General features: G+C 65.9%; 17 protein-coding genes. 6 read left to right on the top strand and 11 right to left on the bottom strand.

Features of this window, described 5'->3' with window-relative positions:
* Window positions 1-31 precede the first annotated feature (31 nt).
* The 6 genes from AB4Z38_RS22925 to argC are packed head-to-tail and all read right to left on the bottom strand — an operon-like array spanning window position 32 to window position 6,021.
* The gene (locus tag AB4Z38_RS22925) at window positions 32-568 is read right to left on the bottom strand and encodes an arginine repressor (RefSeq protein ID WP_441431835.1); all 537 of its coding nucleotides are present in this window, start codon (window positions 566-568) and stop codon (window positions 32-34) included.
* The gene (gene argF / locus AB4Z38_RS22920; RefSeq protein ID WP_441431834.1) at window positions 568-1,566 is read right to left on the bottom strand and encodes an ornithine carbamoyltransferase; all 999 of its coding nucleotides are present in this window, start codon (window positions 1,564-1,566) and stop codon (window positions 568-570) included. The genes AB4Z38_RS22925 and argF overlap by 1 nt, the downstream gene beginning before the upstream one ends.
* Window positions 1,563-2,873, bottom strand: coding sequence for an acetylornithine transaminase (locus tag AB4Z38_RS22915; protein ID WP_441431833.1), 1,311 nt, complete (start codon window positions 2,871-2,873; stop codon window positions 1,563-1,565). Before AB4Z38_RS22915 ends, argF begins: the two co-directional genes overlap by 4 nt.
* Window positions 2,870-3,814, bottom strand: coding sequence for an acetylglutamate kinase (argB, locus tag AB4Z38_RS22910; RefSeq protein WP_441431832.1), 945 nt, complete (start codon window positions 3,812-3,814; stop codon window positions 2,870-2,872). The genes AB4Z38_RS22915 and argB overlap by 4 nt, the downstream gene beginning before the upstream one ends.
* Window positions 3,815-3,826: 12 nt before the next feature.
* Window positions 3,827-4,993 carry a bifunctional glutamate N-acetyltransferase/amino-acid acetyltransferase ArgJ gene (argJ, locus tag AB4Z38_RS22905; protein WP_441431831.1) on the bottom strand — a complete coding sequence of 389 codons (1,167 nt, stop codon included), beginning with the start codon at window positions 4,991-4,993 and terminating at the stop codon, window positions 3,827-3,829.
* On the bottom strand, window positions 4,990-6,021 hold the full coding sequence (gene argC / locus AB4Z38_RS22900; protein ID WP_441431830.1) for an N-acetyl-gamma-glutamyl-phosphate reductase: 1,032 nt from the start codon (window positions 6,019-6,021) through the stop codon (window positions 4,990-4,992). The genes argJ and argC overlap by 4 nt, the downstream gene beginning before the upstream one ends.
* 197 nt (window positions 6,022-6,218) lie before the next feature.
* On the opposite strand from argC, the gene AB4Z38_RS22895 reads away from it, so the two are divergent.
* The 4 genes from AB4Z38_RS22895 (at window position 6,219) to AB4Z38_RS22880 (ending at window position 13,863) form a co-directional block, all read left to right on the top strand.
* A complete protein-coding gene (locus tag AB4Z38_RS22895; RefSeq protein ID WP_441431829.1) occupies window positions 6,219-7,307 on the top strand; it encodes a fatty acid desaturase family protein in 1,089 nt (362 codons plus the stop codon).
* Between the two features lie 135 nt (window positions 7,308-7,442).
* A complete protein-coding gene (locus tag AB4Z38_RS22890) occupies window positions 7,443-8,408 on the top strand; it encodes a quinone oxidoreductase family protein (RefSeq protein ID WP_441431828.1) in 966 nt (321 codons plus the stop codon).
* Between the two features lie 108 nt (window positions 8,409-8,516).
* Entirely contained in the window at window positions 8,517-12,404 is a 3,888-nt protein-coding gene (locus AB4Z38_RS22885) for a Pls/PosA family non-ribosomal peptide synthetase (protein WP_441431844.1), read from the top strand.
* Window positions 12,405-12,483: 79 nt separating this feature from the next.
* Entirely contained in the window at window positions 12,484-13,863 is a 1,380-nt protein-coding gene (locus AB4Z38_RS22880; protein ID WP_441431827.1) for a M1 family metallopeptidase, read from the top strand.
* A 9-nt stretch (window positions 13,864-13,872) separates the two neighbouring features.
* On the opposite strand, the gene AB4Z38_RS22875 is transcribed toward AB4Z38_RS22880, so the two are convergent.
* The 3 genes from AB4Z38_RS22875 to pheS form a co-directional block, all read right to left on the bottom strand.
* Entirely contained in the window at window positions 13,873-14,472 is a 600-nt protein-coding gene (locus AB4Z38_RS22875; RefSeq protein ID WP_441431826.1) for a 4'-phosphopantetheinyl transferase family protein, read from the bottom strand.
* A 92-nt stretch (window positions 14,473-14,564) separates the two neighbouring features.
* Window positions 14,565-17,114, bottom strand: a complete 2,550-nt coding sequence (gene pheT / locus AB4Z38_RS22870) for a phenylalanine--tRNA ligase subunit beta (protein WP_441431825.1) — start codon at window positions 17,112-17,114, stop codon at window positions 14,565-14,567.
* A 2-nt stretch (window positions 17,115-17,116) separates the two neighbouring features.
* Entirely contained in the window at window positions 17,117-18,178 is a 1,062-nt protein-coding gene (gene pheS, locus AB4Z38_RS22865; protein WP_441431824.1) for a phenylalanine--tRNA ligase subunit alpha, read from the bottom strand.
* 186 nt (window positions 18,179-18,364) lie between these two features.
* On the opposite strand from pheS, the gene AB4Z38_RS22860 reads away from it, so the two are divergent.
* A complete protein-coding gene (locus AB4Z38_RS22860; RefSeq protein WP_441431823.1) occupies window positions 18,365-18,811 on the top strand; it encodes a hypothetical protein in 447 nt (148 codons plus the stop codon).
* On the top strand, window positions 18,808-19,458 hold the full coding sequence (locus AB4Z38_RS22855; RefSeq protein WP_441431822.1) for an SIMPL domain-containing protein: 651 nt from the start codon (window positions 18,808-18,810) through the stop codon (window positions 19,456-19,458). The genes AB4Z38_RS22860 and AB4Z38_RS22855 overlap by 4 nt, the downstream gene beginning before the upstream one ends.
* Before the next feature lie 118 nt (window positions 19,459-19,576).
* Here AB4Z38_RS22855 and pcp read toward each other — a convergent pair whose 3' ends face one another.
* Window positions 19,577-20,224 (bottom strand): pyroglutamyl-peptidase I, encoded by a 648-nt coding sequence (pcp, locus tag AB4Z38_RS22850; RefSeq protein WP_441431821.1) that lies wholly within the window; start codon window positions 20,222-20,224, stop codon window positions 19,577-19,579.
* Window positions 20,225-20,416: 192 nt separating this feature from the next.
* The coding region (locus AB4Z38_RS22845) for a DUF222 domain-containing protein (RefSeq protein WP_441431820.1) at window positions 20,417-21,678 on the bottom strand (1,262 nt) is incomplete at its 5' end.

The raw sequence follows: 21,678 nt of genomic DNA, 5'->3' as shown, positions 1-21,678 counted from the left end.
TTGGTCGGGCCGAAGGCCCGGGTGGAATCGCCTAGTTCCCAGGTCCGGCTTCCTGGGCCAGCTGAAGGAATCGGGCTGCCAGCTCGGCGCCGCCGTCTGGCTCCCTGGCAACCAAAAGCAAGGTGTCGTCGCCTGCGATCGTACCCAATACAGACGGCATCACCGAGTGGTCGATGGCCAGGGCGAGAAAGTTGGCGGCACCCGGCGGCGTCCGCAGCACCACGATATTGCCGGAAGCCTCGGCGGTGACCAGTAGCTCGCCGCAGAGGCGCGACAAGCGCGCGTCCAGGATTTCCTGGGTGACACCACTCTTTGCATTGCGGTCACCACCCTCGCCGGGCACAGCGTAAACCAGGGCACCGTCCTTGCCGCGCACGCGGACCGCCCCCAGTTCCACCAGGTCCCTGGACAGGGTCGCCTGGGTGACCAGCACGCCGTCGTCCGCCAACAAGGCTGCGAGCTCAGCCTGCGAGCGCACCGACTGACCGGTCAGGATCGCGGTGATCCGCGCCTGCCGGGCGGTCTTGGTGGCGGGGCTGGCGCCTTGCGACGCAGGATGGGTAGACACTAGAACGTGCTCTCGCCGGTACCTTCAACGGGGGAAAGACCGTCGACGAATGCGAGTCCCGACCTGTGCATCAGCCACGCCATGAGCGCCTTCTGGGCGTGCAAGCGGTTCTCGGCCTCGTCCCAGACGATGGACTGGGGCCCGTCGATCACGCCGGCGGAGATTTCGTATCCGCGGTAGGCGGGCAGGCAGTGGAGCACGACGGCGTCCGGCGCGGCGTGTGCCATGGCTGCCTCGTCCACGGAGTACTCGCGGAAGAGCTGCATGCGCGCTTCTTTTTCGGCTTCCTGGCCCATGGACACCCAAGTATCGGTCGCGACGACGTCGGCACCGTCGAGGGCTTCCGTGGCGTCGGTGGTGATGAGCACGGAACCGCCGGTCTCGGCGGCGCGTTCCTCCGCTGCTGCAACGATATCGGCGGCCGGCAGGTAGCCTTCCGGGCCCGAGATCCTGACGTGCATGCCCGCCGTGACGCCTGCCAGCAGGTAGGAGTTGGCCATGTTGTTCGCGGCGTCGCCCAGGTAGGCCATCGTCAGGCCCTTGAGTTCGCCCTTGTGCTCTTTGACCGCCAGGAGGTCTGCCAGCAATTGGCAGGGGTGGTAGTCATCGCACAGGGCATTGATGACGGGAACCTTGGAGTTTTCGGCCATGGCCACGAGGCCGGAGTGCGCCGAGGTGCGCCACACGATAGTGGAGACCATGCGTTCGAGGACCTTCGCAGTGTCTTCCACGGATTCCTTGTGGCCGATCTGCGCCTCGCCGGGATTGATGATGAGCGCGTTGCCGCCCATGTCGGCAATACCGGTTGCGAAGGACACTCGGGTACGGGTGGAGGTCTTGTCGAAGATGACGGCGACGGTCTTGCGCCCGTTGCCGTCCGCTGCGAATGGTTGGACGCTGTACGGGGCGGCCTTCATCCGGACTGCGAGCTCAAGCACTTCGGCTTGCTCGGCCGGGGTGAGATCGGTGTCCTTGAGGAAGTGACGGGTGGTGTTCACTGTGCGTCCTTAGCGTTCAGGGGTGCAGTCGTCTGGGCTGCCGCCGCCTGGGCTGCAGCCGTCTTGATGATGCCGGGCAGCGCGTCGAGGAAACTGTCGGCTTGCTCGATTGTGAGGATAAGCGGTGGAGCCAGCCTGATGGTGCGCGGGCCGGGGCTGTTGATGATGAAACCTGCGTCGAGCGCGGCGGTCACCATGGCGGGCGCGATGCCGGCGTGAACGTCGAAACCGATCAGGAGGCCTTCGCCCCGCACTTCGGTGACAGCGTCGACGTCGGACAGTCCGGCCCGCAGGCGAGCGCCGACGGCGAGCACGTTCGCCAGCACGCCCTGGGTTTCGATGGCATGCAAGGTGGCGAGGGCGGCGGCCGTAGCCACCGGATTCCCGCCGAACGTGGTGCCGTGCTGACCCGCGGTCAGGAGCGAAGACGCCGGCTCGCCGAAGGTGATGAGCGCGCCGACCGGGAAGCCGCCGCCCAGGCCCTTCGCGAGGGTCACGGCGTCGGGGACGATTCCGGCATCTTCGCTGGCCAGCCATTTACCGGTTCGGCCGATGCCGGTCTGGACTTCGTCCAGGATCAGCAGCGCGCCGGCAGCGGTCGTGGCTTCGCGGGCCGCCCGCAAGTACTCGACGCTGAGCGGGCGGACGCCGGCTTCGCCCTGGATGGGCTCGAGGAACACTGCGGCCGTGGTTTCGTCGACGGCGGCACGGAGGGCCTCGACGTCGCCGAACGGGATGTGGACCACGCCGCCGGGCAATGGCTCGAACGGCGCCCGGTACGCTTCCTTGGCGGTCAAGGCGAGCGCACCCATCGTGCGGCCGTGGAAGGCACCTTCAAGGGCGATGATCTTGGTGCGCTTGGCTGACTTTGCACCGGCGGGGGCTTCGCTGTTGCGCCGCGCCAGCTTGAAGGCGGCCTCGTTGGCTTCCGTGCCGGAGTTGGCGAAGAACACCTTGGATCCGGCAGGAGCCTTGGTGATGGCCAGCAGTTTCTCGGCGAGCGCGATCTGCGTGGGGCTTGTGAAGAAATTGGAGACGTGGCCCAGGGTGGCCAGCTGGCTTGCGATCACCGAGGTGACGAACGGGTGGGCATGGCCCAGGGCGTTCACGGCAATGCCACCCAGGAGGTCCAGGTATTCCTTGCCGTCGGCGTCCCACACCACGGCCCCTGCACCACGGACCAGGACACGCTGGGGGGTGCCGAAGACGCCCATGAGCGAAGAAGAGTAGCGGGCCAGCCATTCACTTCCCGAGCTCTGGGAAACGAGCGTGGTTTCGGCGGAATGGCTCAGTTCGGTGTGACTCATGCGTCTACTTCCTCGTCGGGGACAACTTGGGTTCCGATGCCCGCGGTCGTAAAGGTTTCCAGGAGCATGGAGTGCGGCAGGCGGCCATCCACGATGTGCGCCCGCTCCACTCCTTCATCGATGGCCTTCAGGCAGGCGGCCATTTTCGGGATCATGCCGGACTCCAGGCGCGGCAACATCTCCCGCAACTCCGTGGCCGTCAGCGAGGAGATGAGCGAGGACTTGTCCGGCCAGTTGGCATAGAGTCCTTCGACGTCGGTGAGGATGACGAGCTTGGATGCGCCCAGCGCTGAGGCGACCGCCGCTGAGGCCGTGTCTGCGTTGACGTTGAGGACCTGCCCCGTAGTGGAGCCCGTGCCGTCCCCTTCGTCAAGGATCTCGGGGGCGACCGTGGAAATCACCGGGATGCGGCCGGCGTCGAGGATGTCCTCGATACCCGTGGGATCAACGCCCACCACTTCGCCAACGAGACCGAGGTCCACTTCTTCCCCGTCCACCACTGTGCCGGTGCGCACGGCACGCAGAAGTCCGCCGTCCTCACCGGACATGCCCACTGCATAGGGTCCGTGGGAGTTGATGAGGCCCACGAGTTCGCGGCCCACTTGTCCGGTGAGCACCATGCGGACCACGTCCATGGCTTCGGGGGTGGTGACGCGCAGGCCGCCCTTGAATTCGGATTCGATGCCTAGCCGGCCGAGCATCGAGTTGATCTGCGGGCCGCCGCCGTGCACCACGACAGGGTGGATACCCACGTGGTGCAGGAAGACGATGTCCTCGGCGAAGGCGCGTCGGAGTTCCTCGTTGACCATGGCATTGCCGCCGTACTTGATCACCATCGTGGTGCCGGCGAAGCGTTGTATCCACGGCAGCGCCTCGATCAGGGTCGCAGCCTTGTCCTGGGCATCGCTCATCGACGTATTTTCGCGGGTGTGCGCAGTCATGGTCATCCCCGGCTAGCTCGAGTAGGCGCTGTTCTCATGCACGTACTCGTGCGTGAGGTCGTTGGTCCAGATGGTGGCCTCGGCGTCGCCGGCCTGCAGGTCGATTTCCACGAGCACCTCGCGGGGCTCGAGATCAACCAGGTTGCGGTCGTCGCCGATGCTGCCGTTGCGGCAGATCTGGATGCCGTTCATCGAGACGTTGAGCTGGTCCGGTTCGAAGACGGCGTCCGTGGTGCCCACCGAGGACAGGACGCGGCCCCAGTTGGGGTCCTTGCCGAAGATGGCGGTCTTGAAGAGGTTGGAGCGGGCCACGGAGCGGCTGACGATTTCGGCGTCGCGCTCGCTCGCCGCGTTGAACGTGCGGATGGCGATGTCGTGGCTTGCGCCTTCGGCGTCGCCGATCAGCTTGCGGGCAAGCTCGGCACACACCTGGGTGATTCCGGCGCCAAGCTGCTCGGCGGACGGGATGGCCTCGGAGGCCCCGGAGGCCAGCAGGACAACAGTGTCGTTGGTGGACATGCAACCGTCCGAGTCCGTGCGGTCGAAGGTGACGCGCGTGGCGTCGCGGAGCACGACGTCGAGCTCTTCCGCCGGGACCTGGGCATCAGTGGTGAGCACCACCAGCATGGTTGCGAGGCCCGGTGCCAGCATGCCGGCGCCCTTCGCGATACCCCCCACCGTAAATGTGTTGCCTTCGGCATCGGTGCCGGTAAAGACCGCTTCCTTCGCCACGCTGTCCGTGGTCATGATCGCCGTGGCTGCGGCCGGACCGCCGTTCTCGGAGAGCTCCGCGAACGCTGCGTCGATGCCCGGGATGATTTTGTCCATCGGCAGTTGCTCACCGATGAGTCCGGTGGAGCAGACCACGACGTCGGAGGCAGAGATCCCGAGGACGGCCGCCACTTTCTCGGCGGTTGCGTGCGTATTCTGGAATCCCTGCGGACCGGTGCAGGCGTTGGCCCCGCCGGAATTCAGCACCACTGCGTCGGCGCGCCCGTCGGAGAGAACCTGGCGGGACCAATGCACGGGAGCCGCGGCGACGCGGTTGGAAGTGAAAACGGCTGCTGCGGCTTTCAGGGGGCCGTCGTTGACAACCAGGGCGAGGTCGGGATTGCCCGATGCCTTGATGCCGGCTTTGACGCCGGCGGCCCGGAATCCCTGGGGGGCGGTGATGGTCACGGGGCAACTCCTTGGACGTTGAGGCCGGCGGATTCGTCCAGGCCGAGGGCAATATTCATGGACTGCACGGCGCCGCCGGCAGTCCCTTTGGTCAGGTTATCGATGGCGCACGTGACAACCACCCGGCCGGAGTGCTCGTCGAAAGCCAACTGCATGACGGCGTGGTTGGAACCCTGCACCGATTTGGTGGTGGGCCACTGGCCTTCGGGCAACAAGTGGACGAACGGTTCGTCGTCGTACGCTTCAGCCCAGGCGCTGCGGAGTTCAGCAGCGGTGACGCCGGCCTTGACCTTGGCTGTTGCCGTGCTCAGGATGCCGCGGCTCATGGGCGCGAGTGTGGGAGTGAAAGACACGGTGACCGGTTCACCGGCGGCGTTGGAAAGTCCTTGTTCGATCTCGGGGGTGTGGCGGTGTCCGCCGCCCACGCCATAAGGACTCATGGAGCCCATGACCTCGGAACCGATGAGGTTCACCTTGGCTGCCTTGCCGGCGCCCGAGGTGCCGGAGGCGGAAACAATGACGACGTCGTCCGGCTGGAGAAGCTTGTTGGCGAAGCCGGGCGTGAGGGCGAGGAGGGCCGACGTCGGATAGCAACCGGGCACGGCAATCCGCTTCGCCCCCTTCAGGGCGTCGCGCTGGCCGGGGAGTTCCGGCAGCCCGTAGGGCCAGGTCCCGGCATGGGAGGAGCCATAGAACTTTTCCCATGCCGCCGGGTCTTCGAGCCGGTGGTCCGCGCCGGCGTCGATCACCAGCGTGCCTTCCGGCAACTGTGCCGCGATCCCGGCGGAAGCTCCATGCGGGAGCGCCAGGAACACCACATCGTGACCCGCGAGGTTTTCCACGCTGGTGTCTTCGAGAATCCGGCTGGCCAAACCATGGAGATGCGGCTGCAACTCCCCTAGTCTGGAACCAGCATTGCTGTGCGCTGTGATGGCACCGATGGTGACGTCCGGATGGCCTGCCAGGAGGCGCAGCACCTCTCCCCCGGCATAGCCGCTGGCACCGGAGACCGCAACAGAAATAGTCATGGCAAGACTATACAGCAAAACTATTCATGGTTGCCGATATTTATGCACACCTTTTCGAAGCCCTCATCGAAGCCCTCTTCAGGGGCACATCTCGGCACAGCCGATTTGGGGGCGTATGCTGGATAGAGGGTGATCTAGACCGTGCAGCCGATCGTCGGTTGCAGCGTTGCCCGTTATTTATTACGGGGCAACTGCATATGTCACCGACCTCCACCACGGAACGTCCCACTAAGAGCGTCCGGCCGCCTAACGCTGTCGTACTCAGCTATTCGGAACTCCTCAAGACGGTCCGCGCGGAAGGGCTTTTGAAGCGCCGCGTCGGCTTCTATATCAGCGTTTTTGCTGCACTTGTCCTCTTGCTGACCGGCACCTGGTTCGGCTTCGCGCTGATTGGCCCCAGCTGGTACCAACTCCTCATCGCCGCGGCCCTGGGTATCCTTTGCACCCAGTTGAGCTTCCTGGCCCATGAGGCCGGCCACCGCCAGATTTTTGCCTCCCGCAGGGCCAATGACTGGTCCGCGCGCATCCTGGCCACTTCGGTTGCCGGTATCAGCTACTCCTGGTGGGAACAGAAGCACGGCGCACACCACAACAACCCGAACGTAATTTCCAAGGACCCGGACATCAAGACCGGAGCCCTGGCATTCCACGTTGAAGCGGCCGCAGGCAGGCAGGGACGCCTCGCGTTCCTCACTCGCAGGCAAGGCTGGTTCTTCTTCCCGCTCCTCATGCTGCTGGGCATCAGCCTGCAGTGGGAGTCCTTGATGTACATCTGCCGGCCCGGAGCCATCAAGCACCGCTGGGTGGAGACCCCCATCCTTCTGGCACGGCTTCTCGCACTGCCGGTCCTCGCCTTCACCTTCCTGCCGCTTGGCATGGCATTTGCCTTCCTCGGCGTCCAGATCATGGTGTTCGGCTTCTACATGGGCGCCTCCTTCGCCCCGAACCACAAGGGCATGCCGGTTCTGCCAACCGACTCGCGCGTCGATTTCCTGCGTCGCCAGATTCTGACTGCCAGGAACATCTCCGGCGGACCCTTCATGAATATCCTCCTGGGCGGCCTCAACCACCAGGCGGAACACCACCTCTTCCCCGACATGGCCCGTCCCCACCTGCGCCGCGCCTCGGAGATCGTTCGAAGCTACTGCGAAAAGCACTCCATCGCCTACACCGAAACCACGTTGATGCAGTCGTACGCAATCGTCGTACGCTACCTCAATGAGGTAGGACTCGCCGCCGGCCGCGGCTTTGACTGCCCTGTGGCTTCCGCACACGGTAGAGGCTGACACGCCCGGAAGACCACCGGACACATTACGGCGAACCACGGCACCAAGCCGCTGACTGGACACTCGACGGACTCCGCTCCCTAGGATGGGGGTGTGAATGCGGGCACGAAAGTGCCTCGACGGAGAAGGAGACCCATGACGCAAGCGATCATTGCCCGGCAAGCCGGAGGACCCGAAGTCCTCGAACTCTCCGAGGCTGAAGTTCCGGCCCCGGGCCCGCGCCAACTCCTCGTCAAGGTTGCAGCCGCTGGAGTGAATTTCATTGACACTTATCAGCGCAGCGGCATCTACAAGGTCGAGTATCCGTTCACCCCCGGCTCCGAGTCGGCAGGCACCGTGGAGGCCATTGGCGCCGGCGTTGAAGACTTCGCCGTCGGGGACAGGGTCGCCACCGCTGAAGGATCCCGCAGCTATGCGGGGTACACCCTCGTCGACGCCGACAAAGCGCTTCCGGTGCCGGACGGTGTCGACGACCACACGGCTGCAGCCCTACCGCTGCAGGGAATGACCGCGCACTACCTGATCAACTCTTCTTTCCGTGTGGAACCAGGCCACACCGTCCTGACCCATGCCGGTGCCGGGGGCGTGGGTCTTATCCTGACGCAGTTACTCAAGGCCCGCGGCGCCCGCGTCATCACCACAGTCTCCTCGGACCAGAAGGAAGCCTTAGCACGGGAAGCCGGCGCGGACGAGGTCCTGCGCTACACCGGATTTGCGGACAAGGTCCGCGAGCTCACCGACGGCGAAGGCGTCAACGTGGTGTATGACGGCGTCGGCAAGGACACCTTCGACGGTTCCCTTGCGAGCCTGCGCATCCGCGGCTCGCTCGTCCTTTTCGGGGCAGCATCCGGACCGGTGCCCCCGTTTGACCCCCAGCGCCTGAACGCGGGCGGATCGTTGTCCCTGACACGCCCGACGCTTGGCCACTTCCTCCAGAACCCGCAAGAGCGGCGCTGGCGTTCGGCCGAAGTCTTCAGCGCTGCCGCCAGCGGCGCGCTCAAGATCCGGATTGGCGGAACGTACCCGCTGGCCGAAGCCGCCCAGTCCCATCGCGACCTGGAAGCCCGCAAGACCACGGGCAAGCTACTGTTGGTCCCATAACCGCAGCAACGGCCACGCGACCGCTGACACCTTTTGTTCACCTCAATCCGGGAAGCTTCGAACGTGACCCAGGAACATGAAATACCGGCGGACAGCCTGGAACTCCACATGGTGCATCTGCCCCAGCTGCAAGGCTCAGCAGCAGCGCCGCCAGCGCGCACGCTCATGGAGATCCTCCAAGACACTGCCGTGGCATTTCCGGAGGCCTCTGCCCTGGATGACGGGCAAAAGTCGCTGAGTTACTCCGAGCTCATGGCGCAGGTGCGGGGTTTTGCTGGCACACTCAACGCTGCCGGACTGGGCCCCGGAGACAAGATCGGCGTGCGGGTCCCCTCCGGATCCAACGATCTGTACATCGCCATCCTGGCGATCATCTCGATTGCGGCCGCCTATGTACCCGTGGACGCGGACGATCCCGAGGAACGGGCACGGCTGGTATTCGGGGAAGCCGAAGTGTCTGCCATCGTCACAAAGGGACGCAGGATCGAAGCATCCGGGGAACGCCCAACACCGCATCCGGCTCCGCGTGCACCAAGGCTGGATGACGACTCCTGGGTCATCTTCACCTCGGGGTCCACCGGCACGCCCAAGGGTGTGGCGGTGCAGCACCGTTCGTCCGCTGCGTTTGTTGACGCCGAAGCCCGGCTCTTCCTCCAGCAAGATCCCATCGGTCCGCAGGACCGGGTCCTCGCCGGCCTTTCAGTCGCCTTCGACGCCTCCTGCGAGGAGATGTGGCTGGCGTGGCGGCACGGTGCCTGCCTGGTCCCGGCCCCGCGCGCACTCGTCCGTTCCGGCATGGACCTTGGCCCATGGCTCATCAACCACGGCATCACAGTTGTGTCTACAGTTCCCACGCTCGCGGCCCTGTGGCCGGCGGAAGCCCTCGAGAACGTGCGCCTGCTCATTTTCGGCGGCGAAGCCTGCCCTCCCGAACTCGCTGAGCGCCTCGCGGTGGACGGCCGCGAAGTGTGGAACACCTATGGCCCCACCGAAGCAACCGTCGTGGCCTGCGCGGCTCCCCTGGGCGGGGATGGCCCCGTCCGGATCGGATTGCCGCTGGACGGCTGGGACCTCGCCGTCGTCGATGCCTCCGGTGTCCCGGTCGCGGAAGGCGAGACGGGCGAACTCATCATCGGCGGCGTCGGAATGGCCCGCTACCTCGATCCGGCCAAAGACGCCGAAAAGTACGCCCCCATGCCGTCCCTGGGGTGGGAGCGTGCCTACCGCTCCGGCGACCTCGTCCGCTACGAGGAAGCCGGCCTCATCTTCCAAGGCCGCGCGGACGAACAAGTCAAACTTGGTGGCCGGCGCATCGAACTCGGTGAAATCGACGCCGCCCTGCAGGCCCTCCCGGGAGTCGCGGGTGCCGCCGCCGCAGTCCGCACGACGGCGGCAGGGAACCAGATACTGGTCGGCTACCTGGCTCCGGCTGGACCCGAGGACATCGATCTCGCAGCTTCCCGCGAGCTGCTCACGGAAAGCCTTCCCGCCGCGCTGATCCCCCTGCTGACGGTCGTGGATTCGCTTCCGACGAAGACAAGCGGCAAAGTGGACCGGCATTCCCTTCCCTGGCCGTTGGCGGGCGCTGGCGCCGCGGATGCCGACAAGGCGCCACTCAACCTGCCCGAGGACGCCCAGTGGGTCGTTGAGCAGTGGGAAAGCGTTCTCGGCTCCAGCGTCACCTCGCTCGACGCGGACTTCTTCGCCTATGGCGGCGGCTCCCTCGCCGCGGCCCAGCTCGTCTCGGCGCTGCGCGTGCGCTACCCCATCATCACGGTGGCCGAAATCTACGCAACACCCCGCGTCGGCGCGTTGATCGACGTCGCGCGGCAGTCACTGCCGGAAGGCGGCATCCAAGGGCCGGCGGCCGAACGCACGGTTCGCCCCACCTCCCGGAAATCGCAGATCTTCCAGACCCTGATGGGCATTTTCCTCAACATTCTGGTGGGCATGCGTTGGCTGACGTATCTCATGGCCGCAAACCATTTGCTGGCCGACTTCGCCGGTTTCACAGCCGCTCCCGTTGTGTCCTGGTGGTGGATCCTGGCGTCTTGGCTGGTGTTCGTCAGCCCGCCGGGACGCATGGCAATCTCGATCCTGGCCGCGCGAACCCTCTTGAGGGGAGTCCAGCCCGGAACCTATCCGCGCTCGGGCAAAGTCCACTTGAAGCTGTGGCTGGCCGAACAGATCCAGGATCTTTCGGGCGCCATCAGCCTCGCCAGCGCACCCTGGGTTCCCTACTACGCCAGGGCACTGGGTGCGAAGATCGGGAACAACGTCCAATTGCACTCCTTGCCTCCTGTCACAGGCCTGCTGTCATTGGGCAGTGGCTGCAACATCGAACCCGAAGTGGATCTCTCGGCGTGGTGGATCGACGGTGACTACGTCCACATCGGCGCCATCCATGTAGGTGCCGGCGCCACAGTGGGCTCCCGCAGCACGCTCATGCCAGGAGCCAGCATCGGCGCAGGTGCGCGCGTGGAGCCCGGTTCGGCGGTGTTGGGAAAGGTCAAGGCCGGGCACCTTGTTGCCGGCTCCCCCGCCGAACGCCGTGGCAAAGCCAAGAATGGCTGGCCCGAGACCCCGTCGTCACACCATCTGATCGGCCGGCTCTGGTTCGCGGCGTTCGCTGCGGCCTCGGCGCTGCTTGCCTTGATCCCCTACATTTCGGCATCCGTCGCCGCGATCGTCATTCTGGCCTTCATCCAAGGGAGGAGTTCCCTGCAGGATGCCTTCCCGGAAGTCCTCCTTGCCATTCCCTTGGCGGCATTGGCCTGGTTCCTGTGTAATCTCCTGCTGATCCTGGCGACCACCCGGATGCTCGGCGTTGGTCTCAAGGAGGGGTACTACCGGGTCCGCAGCCGCGTCGGCTGGCAGGTTTGGGCCACCGAGCGCGTGCTCGACATGGCGCGGGACCTGCTCTTCCCTATCTACGCGAGCCTCTTCACCCCTGTGTGGCTGCGCCTGCTGGGTGCCAAAGTAGGCCGCAACGTAGAGGCTTCCACGGTGCTGCTGCTGCCACGCATGACGACCATCGGCGAAGGCGCGTTCCTCGCCGACGACACCATGGTGGCCTCTTACGAGCTCGGCGGCGGCTGGATGAAGATCGGGCCGGCCAAGATCGGCAAACGCTCCTTCCTGGGCAATTCCGGTATGACCGCCGCAGGCCGAAGCGTGCCCAAGAACTCACTCGTCGCGGTGCTGTCCGCCACGCCGGCCAAGGCCAAATCGGGCACCTCCTGGCTGGGCAGTCCACCCGTCAGGCTGCGCCGGACCGCAGTCAATGCGGATCAGAGCCTCACCTTCAACCCGCCGCTGGCCCTCAAGACCAAACGGGCCCTGTGGGAACTGTGCCGGCTGGTGCCGGTCATCCTGACAGTGGGGATCGCGGTCGGCATCATGTTGGTCCTGGACTGGATCGCCACTGAGTCCTCCTACTTGCTCGCAGCCGTCCTTGGGGGCGTCGTGGTCCTCGCAGCGGGTGCCGTGGCCGCGGCGAGTTCGGTCGCGGCGAAATGGATATTGGTGGGGCGCATCAAAGAGGGCGAGCATCCGCTGTGGAGCTCGTTCATCTGGCGCAACGAAGTGGTGGACGCTTTCATCGAGATGGTCAGTGCTCCCTGGTTCGCGCGTTCGGCGTCCGGCACGCCGGCCTTGGTGTGGTGGCTCCGGGCGCTCGGCGCGAAAATCGGCCGGGGTACCTGGTGCGAGAGCTACTGGCTGCCCGAAGCCGACCTCGTGACGCTCGGCGAAAGCTCCACGGTCAACCGTGGCTGCGTGGTCCAGACACACCTCTTCCATGACCGCATCATGAGCATAGACACCGTGGTCCTTGGGGACGGCGCCACGATGGGCCCGCACGGCGTCATCCTGCCGCGCGCCAGCATCGGAGCGGGCGGAACGGTGGGACCGGCGTCGCTGGTCATGCGCGGTGAGACTGTTCCCGCGGGCACTTACTGGATGGGCAACCCGGTCAGCCCGTGGTCCGGACCGTAGCGTAGATTGGCAAGAGGGCGTGAAATACGAGCCCATGACAACAGCAACACCACGAGCTACACGGAGGCAGCCAGCGCACATGAGCCCTAGCGAACCAGGAATCACCACAACTGCCGCCGATCCCTACACGCTGCATCACGGGAGCCTGGCGTTCCAAGTGCTGAGGTACGAGCTGGACCTGGACTACAGCCTGGGCAGCAACCGGCTCAACGGCCGCGCAATGCTTCGCTGCGTAGCCCTCGAAGACACGGACTCGGTGATCCTGGATCTGGTGGGCCTGAAGGCCTCCAAAATCTTGATGGACGGCAAGAAAGTGCCGAAGTTCAGTACCCGCGGCGAGCACCTCGTGATCACGGCCAAGGACAGGTTGCGGCCAGGCCAGCATTTCACCGTTGAGCTCCGCTACGACGGCAATCCCAAGCCGCGCCGGGGCCTGTGGGGCGAAGTCGGTTGGGAAGAGCTCGACGACGGCGTGCTCGTTGCCGGCCAGCCGAACGGCGCCGCGTCCTGGTTCCCGTGCAACGACCATCCGCGGCACAAGTCCAGCTACTTGATCAGTATCACCACCGACGACAACTACCGCGCCATCTGCAACGGCCGCCTCGTCTCCCACAGCAGGAAATCAAGCCGCGAAACCTGGGTCTACGAACAGGGCGAGCCGATGGCAAGCTATCTCGCCACTGTGCAGATCGGACGCTACCGGCTTCACCAGCTCAGCCCCTCCCTCGGGGGAATCCGCACAGGGACGGCCCATCATGCCGAAGCCCTGCGGCAGGCCCCGGTGCCCCAGTTCGTTGCCGTCTCCCCCGGTTTGTTGACCGAAGCCCGTGAAGGCCTGGCACGGCAGGCCGACATGATGCGCACCTTTGTGGACTGCTTCGGCCCATATCCCTTTGCGGAATACACGGCCGTGGTGACAGAGGACGAACTGGAAATTCCCCTTGAGGCCCAGACCCTCTCGATCTTCGGCCGGAACCACATGGAGCAATCATGGGACGCGCAGCGCCTCATCGCCCACGAACTGTCCCACCAGTGGTTCGGTAACTCGCTCACTGTGAGCAGTTGGCGGGACATCTGGTTGCATGAGGGCTTCGCCTGCTACGCCGAGTGGATCTGGTCCGAGGAAGCCGGCGTCATGTCCCTCGCCAACCGTGCAAGGGCCGCGTGGCGCAAGCTCGACGCGGGCGCCCAGGACCTGGTGATCGGCGACCCCGGACCCGAGCACATGTTCGATGACCGCGTCTACAAGCGCGGGGCCCTTGCCCTCCACGCCGTTCGTCGTGCATGCGGGGACGCAGTGTTCTTCGGATTGTTGCGGCATTGGACCGGGGCCAAGCGCCACAACTCCGTGTCCACGGCGGAATTCATCACCGCGGCCAACGCTTACGTCCCGGGGCTCGACGCGGCCAGCGTCCTGGAACCGTGGCTGTACCAAGCAAGGCTGCCCGACTACGGTTGATCCCCGGATTCAGCGGGACGTTGCCACCAAGGCGGCAAGCAGTCCGGCCGGAAGATCCCGACCGCCAGCGCTGGCCGGGAGTTCCAGGTCCCACAGCCCGGGCCTTTCAAGCACATCGAGGGAATCCGGGGCCACCCTGAGCCCTTCGCCTGTCATCTTCAACCAGGCTTCCTTGCGTGCCCACAATCGTGCGCGCTCCTGAGCCCGGCGCCCGGGTTCGAGCGCGTTGAGATGGAGTTGCTCGCGTGCGGTCAGGGCAACGCCGTCGAAGCCGGCGAACTCCGTACCCGCCGCATCTTCCAGATCCACGCCCATCCGGAGCCCCGTTTCCGGGTGCACGACGGCGGCAAACAGCACCCAGCCCGACGACCGTGAGGCGCTGAGCACGAGGGGTGCGGGGCCGCCGTCGAGCAGGTATCCGGGCCGGCCATGCACGATGTCCGGACCAGCACCGCATTCCGGACACTCATACGCCGCCTGGAGCTTCGAGGCTGGAACACCCAGAAGGCTTGCGGCAAAGTTTTGCTGCGCCAGCCTGGACGCCAGGAATTCCAGGCGCAGGGCCGGGGCCATGGCGTCTCCCCGAAGGGTCTCGGCCGGAGACAGCAATTCCGCCGCCATCTTCCCGATGGCGGCGGAATCGGCAGGATCCAGGGACTGGATGTGAATAGCCAGCCCCTGGATCCCCGGGTTGGTACTCGTCAGCGCTGGACTGCTCCGAATCGCTCTGCTGCGACGGCGACGGCGGCCTCGCGCGCCTCCGACGCCTCATCGGCGGTCAAGGTGCGGTCAGTGGCACGGAATCGCAGCCCGAAGGCGAGCGACTTCTTGCCGTCTTCGATGCCCTGGCCCGCGTAGACATCGAACAGGGCGACGTCCTCGAGGAGTTCGCCGGCGCCTTCCCGGAGGGCGGCCAGTACGGCGTCCGCCGGAACGTCCTGCGGCACCACGAGGGCAACGTCCTGGGTGGCCACCGGGAAACCGGAGATGTGCTTGGCAACAATGACGTCCGGAGCGGCGTCGAACAGTGCATCCGCGTTGAGCTCCAGGGCAACGGAGCGTGCCGGCATGTCATGGGCGGCGAGCAGCTTGGGGTGCAATTCGCCGGCGTAGCCCACGATGTCGCCGGAGCGGAGCGCCAACTGGGCGGCACGGCCCGGGTGGAACGCCTGGTGGCTGCCCTGGCTGACCACGAGTTCCACGCCGAGGACGTCGCCCACGAGGCGGGCAACATCCAGGGCGTCGGCCCAGTCCCAGGCACGCGGAGTGTGGGCCGCGGCGGCCGGGGAATCATGGCCGGTCAAAACGGCGGCGATGTGCAGCGGCTGGTCCGGGACGCCGTCGTACAGCCCGTCAAGGACCTCGTCGGAAGGCTTGACGCCCAGCGGAGGGATGGATGCGGTGCCCAGCTGCCCGTCGGGAAGGAACACCGAGCCTGCCTCGAAGAGGGCGAGGTCGCGGAACCCGCGGGAGTGGTTGCGGCGGGCAACCTCGATCAGGCCAGGAAGTACGGAGGTACGCAAGTAACCGTGTTCCTCGCTGATCGGATTGGCCAGTTTGAGGGCGGTACGTGCCGCGCCCTCTTCCGCGACGCCGAAGGTGTCATTGGCCGGCTTGGAGACGAAGGGGTAAGAGAGGACCTCGGTGAGGCCGGCGTCAGCCAGTGCCTGGACCACGCGGCGTTTCTGCTGCTGGGTCCGGGTAAGGCCGCGGCCTGGTGGGGCCACGGGCAGGGTCGCCGGGATGTTGTCGTAGCCAACCAGCCTTGCGATTTCCTCGGAGAGGTCTTCCTTGGTTTCCAGGTCATTGCGCCAGCTCGGTGCCGTGACTACATAGGAGCCGCTCACTTCGCCCATCAGGACGATGGCGCCCAGGTCCCTCAGGGAACCGGTGATCTGTTCGTCCGTGAAGTCGATGCCGATCCGGGAGGCCGCGTAGTTGGCCGGCAGCTCAATGGTCACGGCGTCGGGTGCTGTCCCGACGTCGGTACCGGCTTCGTCTGCCGTCCCGCCGGCCAGTTCAACCAGGAGGTCAACGACGCGTTGGGCGGCAACGTTGGCAATCTGCCAATCCACTCCGCGTTCGAAGCGCTTGGACGCCTCTGACGGCAGCTTGTGCCTGCGGCGGGACCGCCCGATCGAGACCTCGTCGAAGTGCGCTGCCTCCACCAGGACGTTGGTGGTCGAATCGGAAACCTCGGTGTTGGCTCCGCCCATGACGCCGGCGATGCCGATTGCGCCGGAGTCGTCGGTGATCAGGAGGTCTTCGACGTCGAGCGGACGCACTTTGTCGTCGAGGGTGGTGATCTTCTCCCCCGCGACGGCGCGGCGGACCACGATATCGCCCGAAAGCTTGTCGAGGTCGTAACAGTGGTTCGGCTGTCCGAGTTCGAGCATCACGTAGTTGGAAATGTCGACAGGCAGCGAAATGGAGCGGATGCCTGCCAAGCGCAGCCGGGAGACCATCCACGGCGGGGTGGGACGGGTGGCGTCCACGCCGCGGACCGTGCGGGCCACGAAGCGGTCGCAACCGGGCTTGCCGTAGATGGGAGCGTCGTCGTTGAGCTTGACGCCGTAGCCGCCGGAGAGTGCCGCAGGGGCATTGACCTTCGCTGCCGGGTCCGTGAAGACGGTTCCGGTAGCGTGGGCGTATTCGCGGGCGACACCACGGATCGAGAACGCGTAGCCGCGGTCCGGAGTGACGTTGATTTCGGCGGCTTCGTCGTAGAGGCCGAGGAGGGACATGGCGTCGGTGCCGATTTCGGGATCCAGGCCGATGCGGGAAAGCACCAGGATGCCGTCGTGGTCTTCGCCGATGCCGAGTTCACGGACGGAGGCGATCATGCCTGCGGACAGGTGCCCGTACGTCTTGCGCGCGGAAATGTGGAAATCACCCGGGAGCACGGCGCCCGGGAGGGTCACCACAACCTTGTCTCCCTCGACGAAGTTGTGGGCACCGCAAATGATGCCCTGTACGCCTGAGGGGTCGATGCCCTTGCCGGTCAGGGTCTGCTCCTGGCCTTCAGGGACCACGCGGACCTGGCACCAGTTGATGGTCTTGCCGTTGCTCTGCGGTTCCTTGACGAGGCTCAGGACCTGGCCCACCACGATGGGACCCTTGAGTTCGTCCGTGGGGCGGTGGACGGATTCCTCTTCAAAACCGACCTTGACAAGTTCCGCCATGACGTCTTCGGCCGTTGCGCCGGCCGGAACCTGCGCGAATTCACGCAGCCATGAAAGTGGGATACGCACTGTTAGATCTCCATCCCGAAGTGCTCGCTGAAACGTACATCGCCTTCGATCATGTCGCGCATGTCGCCGACCTCGTTGCGGAACATGAGCGTGCGCTCGATGCCCATGCCGAAGGCAAAACCTGAATACTCGTCCGGGTCGATGCCGGCGGCGCGCAGGACGTTGGGATTGACCATGCCGCAGCCGCCCCATTCGATCCAGCGAGGGCCGCCCTTCGCACCGGGGTGCCAGATGTCGAGCTCCGCGGAAGGCTCGGTGAACGGGAAGTAGTTGGGACGCAGTCGGATCTGTGCCTCGTCACCGAACATCTGCCGGGCAAAGTGCTCCAAGGTACCGCGCAGGTCGGCCATGCTCAGCTTCTTGTCGATGGCAAGGCCCTCGAACTGGTGGAACACGGGCGTGTGGGTGGCATCGAGTTCATCGGTGCGGAATACCTTGCCCGGGCACAGCACATAGATGGGCACTTCGCGCTCCAGCATGGAACGGACCTGCACAGGGGAAGTGTGCGTGCGCATGAGGAGGTGCGCCTCAGGAGGTTCCACGAAGAAGGTGTCCTGCATTTCGCGGGCCGGGTGGTCGGGCTTGAAGTTGAGGGCGTCGAAGTTGAACCACTCGGACTCGACCTCGGGTCCTTCGGCGATTTCCCAACCCATGCCGACGAAAATGTCCGCCACGCGGTCCTGCAGCGTGGACAGGGGATGGCGGGCACCGGCACGGCGGCGCCGCGGCGCCGCCGTGACGTCGACGGTTTCCTCGACAAGGATGCGGGCGTCGTTTTCGGCTTCGAGCACGACGGTCCGTGCTGCGAGCGCCTGGTTGACGCGGCCACGGGAGGAACCCATGAGCTTGCCTGCGGCGGCCTTCTGCTCCTTGGGCAGGCCACCGATTTCACGGTTGGCAAGGCTCAAGGGCGACTTCTCGCCGGTGTGCGCCAAGCGGACGGCTTTGAGTTCTTCGAGGGAGGACGCAGCGGCAATCGCGGCGACGGCTTCCTCAACGGCAGCGGTGATGGCGGCTTCATCCAGAGGGTTCGGGATGGCAGCGCCCGGCAAAGTGTCAGTCATCTACTGTTCTTAGCTACGAGTCGGAAATGGTCTTCACCAGGCAAGGCCATGGCAAAAGCAGGAGCAATGCTCGCTGGACGCGTCCGGCGGGCACTAACACCCAGTCTAGTAGAAGCGTTCGGCGGGGCTTTCACCCGTGACACCGTCCGGACGGCGTTCGCCGGCGCCCGGGGCTAACATGGCCTCATGACACCGGGTGAGAGGCTTCGCCAGATCGCCAACGCCCTGAACCTCTCCACCCTTCTGGGCGTGCTGATTGCCCGGGCCGCAAACGCGCCGCAGACCCGCGGACCGAGGGGGCTCATCATCGCCAGCGGCTACCACTGGACCCTGCCCAAGGCAGCGGCATTCACCGTGGGAAACGTGGTGCTGTTCCGCTCGGGGACGGCGAGCGCAGGAACGGATCCTGTCCTCCTGGGCCACGAAGAGCGGCATAGCACGCAGTACGCCTATTGCCTGGGACTGCCCTTCCTTCCGTTGTACCTTTTCTGCGCACTTTGGTCCCTGCTTCGGACCGGCAACCCCGGCACCCGCAACTTCTTCGAGAGGCAGGCCGGATTGGTTGCAGGCGGTTACCCGGACAAACGGATTCCAGCCCGCCAAACCCAACAGCGAAACGAGGCACAACAATGACCCGCACCATCACTGTCACCGGAGAAGGAACCGGTGAAGCCGTTCCCGATCTTCTCACGCTCACGCTCGCCGTAGAGATCAGGCGCGATGCCGCCGGAGCGGCATATGACGACGCCGGAGAGGTCGCCTCCGCGGTGACGGACGCGCTGCGCGGGAACGGGGTGGCTGAGCATGACCTGCGGACCAGCGGCCTCAATCTGCGGGCGGAGCTCGTCTGGGCCGAAAACCAGGGGCAAAAGGTCACTGGATATGTTGCCTCAACCATCTTGGTTGCCCGGGTCAGTCCGCCGTCTGCGGCCCCCGTCGCCATATCCGCAGCGGTGGCTGCAGGTGGCGACAGCCTTCGCATCAACGGGATCGAACAAGGATTCACGGATTCTTCGGCCGTCGCAGCACACGCGCAGGAGGCCGCGTGGCGGGAGGCCGAAGCGAAAGCCTCCCGGTTTGCGGCACTCGCCGGCGCCCGCTTGGGACACGTGCTATCCATCGATCAGCGGCCGGACCATGGATCGCCGGTGCCGATGATGGGCGACATGAAGCGCGCCTTTGCGAGCGAAAGCATGCCCATCGAAGCGGGATCGGTGGCGGTTTCCGCGAGCGTCGTGGTGCAGTGGGAGCTCGAGTCCTCGGAGCACGGCGCCGGCTGATCGGGGATCCTTGGTGGGCGGCGCCAGCCTAATGAACGGTGCCAGCCTAATGAACGGTGCCAGCCTAATGAACGGTGCCAGCCTAATGAACGGTGCCAGCCTAATGAACGGTGCCAGCCTAATGAACGGTGCCAGCGGACAGCTTCGCGTCCACTGGGGTCTCAAGCGCGGTGCGCACGACGACGGCGATCCCCCGGCCCATGTCCCGCATCGCCATGCCAGGTGTGGCGCTACCCTGCGGCAGCTGGGCCTCGTCATAGGGCACGTGAATGAAGCCGCCCCGCGGGCGGGGCGCAACAGCCCTGGCGAGCTCGTGCATCAGGGCATAGAACACGTGGTTGCACACATAGGTCCCGGCGGTGTGCGAGACTTCGGCGCGGATCCCGGCGATCTGCAACGCTCGGAGCGCGGACTTCACCGGCAGCGTGCTGAAGTACGCCGCAGGCCCTTCCGGGACCACCGGTTCGTCGATGGGCCTGTTTCCGGCGTTGTCCGGGATTCTTGCGTCAACGCAGTTGATGGCCACGCGCTCCAAGGAGAGCCGTTCGCGGCCGCCGGCGAGCCCGACGCAAATGACCAACTCCGGGCGTACCCTCCCCACGGCCTCGCGCAGGACCGCAGCGGATTCACCGAAAACGCACGGTAGCTCAACCGCATCCACCTCATGCCCTTCGGCGCGCAAAATTTCCTGCGCTTCGAGGACGGCAGCCCACGAAGGGTTGCTGGAATCGCCGCCAAAAGGCTCGAATCCCGTCAGCAGAATCATGAAGCCAGCCTAGCAACAGCTTGTCAGAATTGTCCGGTTGTCCGGGCCCCGGAGGCACGGAGGCGGGGGCCGGGGGCCTAGCCGCGCTGTCCGGTTGTCCGTGCGCCGGGGCCCACCCCGGCGGACCGGTCCGGGATCTTTGCGGAGCCAACGGGGTGGCGGACTTGCCCTCTTTGTCGGGGTTCTGGTCGATCAGGCGCGTTGGTATGCCGCGTATTCGGGGAAGGAGTCGTTCAGGGGCGCGGTCCAGCCTGGATTGTCCTTGTCGTCGGCGTCGTCGATCTCGATGTTGTCGTCGATCTCGACCTCGTCTTCGGTGTCGGTGTCGGTGTCGGTGTCGGGCCAAGGGTGTGCGGCCGTGAAGGAGCACCAGTCCGGGAAAGGATCCGGGGGCAGTTCCGGTTCAGGATCCTGGCCGGGCTGCCCGGAGTTTTTGGGCTGCCGGCTGTCGGACGGGACCGTGTGCCGTTCGGCATATCCGGGCAGCTCGTGGTCCGGGCCTGTGTCGGTGATCGGGGTGGGGTGTGGCCAGCGGGGTGGTTCCCAGTCCTGGTGTTCGCTGGGGTAGTGCCGTTGTGAGGGTGAGGTCCACCCGGGCGGGTGGTCTTTGCTGGCCGGGGYGGGGGTCCATCCGGATCCGTGTTTGAGGCGGTGGTGTTTGGGGCAGGGTTGGCCCAGGTTGGAGATSCCGGTGGTGCCCCCGTCGGCCCAGGCCAGGAGGTGGTCTGCTTCGTTGTCCAGGGAGTGGTTGTTGCAGCCGGGGAAGGGGCATTTGCCGTCGCGGAGCCGCAGCCATTGACGCATGGCCGTGGTGAGGCGGTAGCTGGTGCGTCCGATTTCCAGCGGCGCCCCGTCGCGGGGGTCGGTCAGGACGCGGTGGAAGGAATCGGCGCCGTCGGCGACCAGGGCCCGGGCCATGGAGGGCGGGATCGGCCCGTACCCGTCCAGGATGGCCGGTTCCTCGGTGGCGCCCAGCAGGGACAGGACCGGGACGCTGATGAGGACCTGCGCCCGCGGGGACGGAACCAGCCCCGCCCCGCCCACGCTCATGCCCAGTCCCGCCCCGCCGTCGGGCATTCCGGCGCTGGTGCCGGGGGTGTTGTTGGTGAGGAGCCAGGTGGCGGTGATGTCGGCGCGGAGCTGGGCGAGGGTCCGGGTCTCGGCGGGGCCTTGGAGGGCGCGGGCGGCGGCTGTGGTCCGTTCCCAGATCCCGGCGGCGGTGTCGGCGGGGAGGTGGGCGGAGAGCCAGGCCATGCCGTCGCGGTCGGGGTGGTATTCGAGGCGACGGTCTCCGGCGCTTTTGGTGTGGCGTTCTTCGATGCTGACCGGGTGGTGGCGTTCGCGCCAGGTGCGTGCTTTGGCCCGGAACCGGGACGGGACGAGGTCCCCGGCCGGGCAGCCGCGGGCGGGGTTGGGTGCGTCGGGGTCCAGGAAGTGTGCTTCCAGGCCGGCTG

This window comes from Arthrobacter sp. 2RAF6 (genome assembly GCF_052115205.1).
Classification (GTDB): domain Bacteria; phylum Actinomycetota; class Actinomycetes; order Actinomycetales; family Micrococcaceae; genus Arthrobacter.
The sequence above is the reverse complement of the archived record's forward strand: the minus strand, read 5'-3'. Positions and strand labels throughout refer to the sequence as shown.